Consider the following 6,084-nt stretch of genomic DNA (forward strand, 5'->3'; position numbering starts at 1 on the left):
GGAAGCCGGCGGGGCGCAGCACCTTGCCGTGGAGCATGCCGGGGCGGCTGATGTCGGAGGGATACTGGTTCGCGCCGGTGACGAACTTGCGCCCATCCACCTTGGGGACGGACGTGCCGGCGATGGTCCACTGCGCGGCGGGGGTGAGGTTGGGCACGGCGGAGACCACGCGCACCAGCTTCTGGCCCTTGGTCAGTTCGCCGTAGGTCGCGGACTGGCCGGGCTGCAGTCCGATGATCTTGCCGTCGCGGGCGGCCAGCGCGGCGCGCTCCGCCTTCCAGCGCTCCGCCGCCAGGTCGAGGAGCATCTCGCGCGCGGCGGCCGCCATGGCGCGCAACTGCGGGGCCATGGTGGGCGTGGTGCGGCTGCCGAAGGTGCCCATGTCGAAGGGAGTCAGGTCGGTGTCGCCCATGACCATGGTGATGGCGCCCACGGCGACGTGCAGCTCTTCCGCCACCTGCTGGGCCAGCGAGGTGCGGATGTTCTGCCCCATCTCCACCTTGCCGGTGAAGACGGTGACGCGGCCATCCTCGGCGATGTGCAGCCAGGAGGCGATGTCCTGGGGCAGTTCGCGCCCGCCGCGCACGCGGCCGGACTCCTGCCCTAGCAATTCCTTCGCCGAGAGCCCGACCAGCACGCCGCCGCCCAGCACCTTCAGAAAGCCGCGGCGGTCCAGGTCGAACCAGTGCAGCGCGCCCTGAGTTTCGTGCTGCGCGACTTCGAAGGCTTCGCGATCCTTGGGCTCGCTCATGGCCTCACCTCTTCCCCATGGCTTGGGCGGCCTGCTGGACGGCCGCCAGGATGCGCGTGTAGGTCCCGCAGCGGCAGATGTTGCCGTTCATGAAGCGCACGATCTCTTCGGCGCTGGGATGGGGGTTGGCGCTCAGCAGGCCGGCCGCGGACACGATCATGCCGGAGGTGCAGTAGGCACATTGGAAGGCTTCCTGCTCGAGGAAGGCTTGCTGCACGGGATGCAGGCGGCCGTCCTGGGCCAGGCCTTCGATGGTGATGATCTTCCTTCCCACCGCCGCCGAGACCGGGGTACGGCAGGAGCGCACCGGCCGGCCGTCGAGCAGCACGGTGCAGGCGCCGCACTGCCCTTCGCCGCAACCGTACTTGGTGCCGGTCAATTGCAGGCGGTTGCGCAGCACCGAGAGCAGGCTCTCTTCGGGCGGAGCTTCCAGGCGCCGCTCCTCGCCGTTGATCTTCAGGACGACAGCGCTCATGCCGGCCTCCAGGTCGGGCGAACCCCAGATTATAGGCCGGCCGCGGCGCTCGCGGGAGACGCGAAGGGAGGGGCCCCAAGGCAAGGCTCAGCGGGCGGCGGCAGCGATCTCCAGGGCGGCGCAGCGGCTGATCCGGGCGGCGACCCCGAAGCGGCGGCGCTGGCGTGTCACCCGCACCACCTTGGCCTGGCAGCACACCCAGCGGCGCGCAAAGCGCTTGACCCCGGGCGGCATCACCAGGATCAGGTCGATCTCTGCGCCTTTCTTCACTTGGGCGGAGGCAAAGAAAAAGACCCCGCCCGAACTGATGTCCTGGGTGGTGACGGTGGCGGTGGTGCGCCGGCGGCGGGCGCCTTGGCGCACCAAGGCGGGCAGCTTGAGCACCTGCCGCTCCGCCGACCGGCGTTCGCCCTTGCCCCGAGTCTTCACGGCATGGCAACCCTAACTAGGTCCGGCCCCCCAGGTCAAGTGGTTCCCGCAGAACCGGGCCGCGGCATCCCGTCACCAGCGCATGGTGACGCACGTCACCGCCCCTTGGGAGGGTCTCGCCTAGTCTGGAGGAGGACGGGATCCGCCCGCCCGTGGAGAAGAGCGATCATGGCTTACGTCATCACCGACACCTGCATCAAGGACGCGCTGTGCGTGGATGTCTGCCCCGTGGACTGCATCCATCCCAAGAAGGACGAGCCCAAGTTCGAGGCCGAGACCCAGCTCTACGTCGATCCCAAGGAGTGCATCGACTGCGGGGCCTGCGTGCCGGCGTGCACCTCGGACTCGATCCACCCCCTGGATGACGTGCCCGAGGACAAGAAGGAGTTCATCGCTCGCAACGCCGCCTATTACGCCGCCTGAGGCAGGCGTCTCGACTCGGCGCGGCCTTTTGCGCTACTCTCGAAGCCCCCGCACAGACGGTTGCGGGACGAGGTAACGCACCTTCATGCCGGCCAACTCCGATCCGCTCGCCGAGAAAGTGATGTCCTTGATCGCGGCCGTCAAGCGCATCCCCCGGGAGCAGGTTTCCCTGGACAAGAGCTTCGAAGAGCTGGGCATGGATTCGCTCGACAACATGAACCTGCTCTTCGAGGTGGAGAGCGCTTTCAACATCAACATCTCCGACGAAGAAGCGCGCTCCATCCGCTCGGTGCGCGAGGTGGTGGACGGGGTGCGTAAGCTGGTGGAGGCGGCGTCCGGCGCGGGAGCACCCTCGCAGCCGGCGGCCGCGCCCGAGTAAGCCGTGGCCGAGCAGCGCGTGGCCATCACCGGGCTGGGCGCGTTCTGCGCCCTGGGGAGCGATCTGGAGGAGACCTGGAGCGCGCTGCGCGCCGGCCGCTCCGGCATCGGCCCCATCACCGCGGTCGACACCCGCCAACTGCGCTTCCAGAACGGCGCCGAGATCCGCGACTACGATCCCGCCCGACACTTCCAGGGCAACCGGGCCGACTTCCTCGACCGTTTCGCACAGTTCGCCGTGATCGCAGCGCGCGAGGCGGTGCGCGATTCCGGACTGGCGCTCTCCCCTGCCCTGCGCGAGAGCGCGGCGGTGGTGACCGGCTCCTGCGTGGGCGGGCAGTGCACCCAGGATGAGGGCTTCGTCGGGCTCTACAAGAACGGCTCGCCGCGCGTGCATCCCTTGACCATCCCGCGGACCATGTCCAACGCGGGCGCCAGCCAGGTGGCGCTGGAGTTCGGCATCACCGGCCCGGCCTTCAACCTTTCCACCGCCTGTTCTTCCTCCAACCACGCCCTGGGACTGGCCCTGCAGATGGTGCGCAGCGGGCAGGTGGAGCTGGCCATCTCCGGGGGGTGCGAGGCGCCGTTCAGTATGGGCTTCCTCAAAGCCTGGGAGGCGATGCGGGTGATTGCTCCCGACACCTGCCGGCCCTTCTCTAAGGACCGCAAGGGCATGGTTCTGGGGGAAGGCGCGGCCATGCTGGTGCTGGAGCCGGTGGAAGCGGCGCGGGCGCGCGGGGCCCGCATCTACGCCGAGCTGGCGGGATTCGGCATGTCCTCCGACGCCCACCACATCACCCAGCCCAGCGTGGAAGGCCCGGCCAGGGCCATGCGTGCAGCCCTGCGCGACGCGGCGCTGCGCCCCGAGGAGGTTGGCTACATCAACGCCCACGGCACCGGCACGCCGGCCAACGATCCTACCGAGACGCGCGCCATCCGCGCCGTCTTCGGCGAGCACGCGGGGCGGCTGGCGGTCAGCTCCACCAAGTCCATGCACGGGCACGCGCTGGGAGCGGCGGGCGCGCTGGAGGCGGTGGCCACGGTCATGGCGCTGCGCGAAGGTGTGCTGCCGCCCACCGCCAACTTCACCGCTGCCGACCCGGAGTGCGATCTGGACGTGATCCCCAACCAGGCGCGCGCGACGCAGGTGGAGGCGGCGCTTTCCAACTCCTTCGCCTTCGGGGGGCTCAATGCCGTGCTGGCCTTCCGCCGCTACGAGAACTGAGAATTCGCGAATCCCGGAGAGGCTGCGGGCAATCTAGGCATAGGCGATGGCGAGATCGAAGCTCAGCGCGGGGTTCCTTCTATGCCTGGGAATCCTCTGCCTGCTGATGGAGCGCGCCCTCGCCCAGGACAACTACGAGATCCAGGTGTACGGCTCGGACACGGTCGCGCCCGGCGCCACCATGCTCGAGTTCCACACCAACTTCACCTTCCAGGGGCGCAAGGAAGTCTCCGACGGCCTGCTGCCCACCGATCACGCTCTGCACGAGACCATCGAGATCACCCACGGCTTCAACGACTGGTTCGAAACCGGCTTCTACATCTTCACCTCGGGGCGCGCGGGCGACGGCTACCAGTGGGTAGGCGACCACATCCGGCCGCGGGTGAGGGTGCCGGAGAAGTGGCACTGGCCGGTGGGGTTGAGCCTCTCCACCGAGATCGGCTACCAGCGCCGCGAGTTCTCCCCCGATACCTGGACGGTGGAATTGCGTCCCATCGTGGACCGCACCCTGGGGCGCTGGTACCTGGCCTTCAATCCCACCTTCGACCGCTCCCTGCACGGCGAGAACGTGGGCCTGGGCTGGGAGTTCTCGCCCAACTTCAAGGTCAGCTACGACGTGACCAAGAAAGTGGCGGTGGGGCTGGAGTACTACGGCGCGCTGGGGCCGGTGGGCAATCTCGATCCCATCGACGAGCAGGAGCAGCAGATCTTCCCCAGCGTGGACTTGAACCTCTCGCCCAAGTGGGAGATCAACTTCGGGCTGGGCGTGGGCGTGACCCGCTCCACCGACCACCTGATCGCCAAGCTCATCCTGGGCTACCGCTTCGACCACCTTCCCTTCCAGCGGGCCGCGCACAAACCGGCGCAGCCGCCGGCCGGGACGCACCGGTACTGATCAGCGATCACCGCAGGCAATGCAGGGAGGATCAGCTCACGCCTTCGAAGGTGGCGACGTTGTGTTCTGCCTCGCCGGTCTCCAGGCGGGCGCGCTGGGCGGAGGCGACGCCGTACTCGAAACCCTTGTCGAAGGCCTTGAGGTTGAGTTCGCGGAAGGCGGGAGGAACGGAGTCGGCCACCGCCTGGCGCAGCGCCTCGGGACGCAGCAGCCCGGCCACCGCGCCGAAAAAGCCCACCATCACGACATTCAGCACCATGCGCTTGCCCAGTTCCTCGGCCAGGCGGGTGGCGGGCACGCTGTGCACGCGCACCCCCGCGGGCAGGTCGGAGACCCGCACCAGGTCCTGCTCCACCACCAGCATGCCGTTCTCTTTCAGCTCCGGGGTGAAGCGGTTGTAGGCCTCCTGGGACATGACCACCAGGATGTCGGGGCGGGTGACGTAGGGATAGAGCACGGGCCGGTCGGAGAGGATGACCTGGGCGCTGCAGGCGCCGCCGCGGGCCTCCGGCCCGAAGCTCTGGGTCATAGTGGAGTAGCCGCCCTCGACGATGCAGGCGGCTTTGCCGATCACGATGGCAGAGAGGATCACGCCCTGCCCGCCGAATCCCGCGATGCGCACCTCGGTCACTGGCATACCAACTCCGCCTGGTCCACGAAGCGCTGGCCCAGTTCCGCCCCCAATTGCTCGCGCATCAGGTCGCGGTAGTCGGGGCGCTCGCGGTCCACGAACTTGCCCACGATGATCTCCCCCTGCTTGCTCAGCGCCACTTCGCTGGTGGGACAGCCGTTCTTGGTCTTGCTGTGCTCCTTGTAGAACTTCATGGTGTCGAGGCCGTCGCCCATCCGGTTGCGCCGCTGGTAGAGCGTGGGGCAGGGCGAGAGCACCTCGATGAAGCAGAAGCCTCTCTTCTGGAACATCTCGCCGATGGAGCGGGCGAGCTGGCGCACGTGGAAGGTGGTCCAGCGGGCCACGTAGACGGCGCCCGCGGCCTCCACCAGGTAGGGCAGGCTGAAGGCCGGGTCGAAGCTGCCGTAGGGAGCGGTGGCGGTGACCACGTGGGCGGGGGTGGTGGGCGCCGTCTGTCCCCCGGTCATGGCATAGATCAAGTTGTTGACGCAGATCACCTTGAGGTCGATGTTGCGGCGGGCAGCGTGGATGAGGTGGTTCCCGCCGATGGCGAACAGGTCTCCGTCGCCCGAGTACACCACCACGTCGAGCTTGGGATTGGCCAGCTTCAGCCCGGTGGCGAAGGGGATGGCGCGCCCGTGGGTGGTGTGGAAGGAGTCCAGCTTCACGTAACCGGCCACGCGCCCGGTGCAGCCGATGCCCGACACCAGCGCCAGGTTCTTCAGGTCCACTTGGGAGTCGATCAGGGCGCGGGTGAAGCTGTTGACGGTGGTGCCGATGCCGCAGCCCGGGCACCAGATGTGCGGCATGCGCTCGGTGCGCAGAAAGGCTTCGACCGGGTTGGCGTGGGCAGTGGTCATCGGGCGGCCTCCACGAT

General features: G+C 68.3%; 9 protein-coding genes. 4 read left to right on the forward strand and 5 right to left on the reverse strand.

The features are described 5' to 3' along the window. From VEG08_07725 to VEG08_07735, 3 genes are all read right to left on the reverse strand, one after another. Nucleotides 1-751 (reverse strand): molybdopterin cofactor-binding domain-containing protein (locus tag VEG08_07725; protein HXZ27876.1); only part of this gene is annotated, 751 nt, incomplete at its 3' end. A gap of 4 nt (nt 752-755) precedes the next feature. Continuing rightward, nucleotides 756-1,226 carry a (2Fe-2S)-binding protein gene (locus tag VEG08_07730; protein HXZ27877.1) on the reverse strand — a complete coding sequence of 157 codons (471 nt, stop codon included), beginning with the start codon at nt 1,224-1,226 and terminating at the stop codon, nt 756-758. 87 nt (nt 1,227-1,313) lie between these two features. Then, nucleotides 1,314-1,655 (reverse strand): PilZ domain-containing protein, encoded by a 342-nt coding sequence (locus tag VEG08_07735; GenBank protein ID HXZ27878.1) that lies wholly within the window; start codon nt 1,653-1,655, stop codon nt 1,314-1,316. A 168-nt stretch (nt 1,656-1,823) separates the two neighbouring features. Between VEG08_07735 and VEG08_07740 the strand changes: the two genes are divergently transcribed. The 4 genes from VEG08_07740 to VEG08_07755 all read left to right on the forward strand — a co-directional run bounded on the left by VEG08_07740 (nt 1,824) and on the right by VEG08_07755 (nt 4,576). Then, nucleotides 1,824-2,078, forward strand: coding sequence for a ferredoxin family protein (locus VEG08_07740; GenBank protein ID HXZ27879.1), 255 nt, complete (start codon nt 1,824-1,826; stop codon nt 2,076-2,078). An 85-nt stretch (nt 2,079-2,163) separates the two neighbouring features. Continuing rightward, nucleotides 2,164-2,457 (forward strand): acyl carrier protein, encoded by a 294-nt coding sequence (locus VEG08_07745; protein HXZ27880.1) that lies wholly within the window; start codon nt 2,164-2,166, stop codon nt 2,455-2,457. Nucleotides 2,458-2,460: 3 nt separating this feature from the next. Further along, on the forward strand, nt 2,461-3,681 hold the full coding sequence (locus VEG08_07750) for a beta-ketoacyl-[acyl-carrier-protein] synthase family protein (protein HXZ27881.1): 1,221 nt from the start codon (nt 2,461-2,463) through the stop codon (nt 3,679-3,681). A gap of 46 nt (nt 3,682-3,727) precedes the next feature. Further along, complete coding sequence (locus VEG08_07755; protein ID HXZ27882.1) at nt 3,728-4,576, forward strand: hypothetical protein; 849 nt, start codon at nt 3,728-3,730, stop codon at nt 4,574-4,576. A 31-nt stretch (nt 4,577-4,607) separates the two neighbouring features. Here the strand turns inward: VEG08_07755 and VEG08_07760 are convergent, their stop codons facing one another. Together VEG08_07760 and VEG08_07765 are read right to left on the reverse strand one after the other, a co-directional pair. Next, nucleotides 4,608-5,213: a 2-oxoacid:acceptor oxidoreductase family protein gene (locus tag VEG08_07760; GenBank protein HXZ27883.1), complete on the reverse strand. Its 606-nt coding sequence runs from the start codon at nt 5,211-5,213 to the stop codon at nt 4,608-4,610. Next, on the reverse strand, nt 5,204-6,084 hold an 881-nt coding region (locus tag VEG08_07765; GenBank protein ID HXZ27884.1), incomplete at its 5' end, for a 2-oxoacid:ferredoxin oxidoreductase subunit beta. The genes VEG08_07760 and VEG08_07765, both read right to left, overlap by 10 nt.

Source organism: Terriglobales bacterium, from assembly GCA_035624475.1.
Taxonomy (GTDB): Bacteria; Acidobacteriota; Terriglobia; order Terriglobales; family Acidobacteriaceae; genus DASPRL01.

What these genes read in the sequence shown, in the direction of transcription:
- VEG08_07730 (HXZ27877.1), bottom strand. Translation starts at nt 1,226, where the DNA reads ATGAGCGCTGTCGTCCTGAAGATCAACGGCGAGGAGCGGCGCCTGGAA.
- VEG08_07745 (HXZ27880.1), top strand. Translation starts at nt 2,164, where the DNA reads ATGCCGGCCAACTCCGATCCGCTCGCCGAGAAAGTGATGTCCTTGATC.
- VEG08_07740 (HXZ27879.1), top strand. Translation starts at nt 1,824, where the DNA reads ATGGCTTACGTCATCACCGACACCTGCATCAAGGACGCGCTGTGCGTG.
- VEG08_07755 (HXZ27882.1), top strand. Translation starts at nt 3,728, where the DNA reads ATGGCGAGATCGAAGCTCAGCGCGGGGTTCCTTCTATGCCTGGGAATC.
- VEG08_07760 (HXZ27883.1), bottom strand. Translation starts at nt 5,213, where the DNA reads ATGCCAGTGACCGAGGTGCGCATCGCGGGATTCGGCGGGCAGGGCGTG.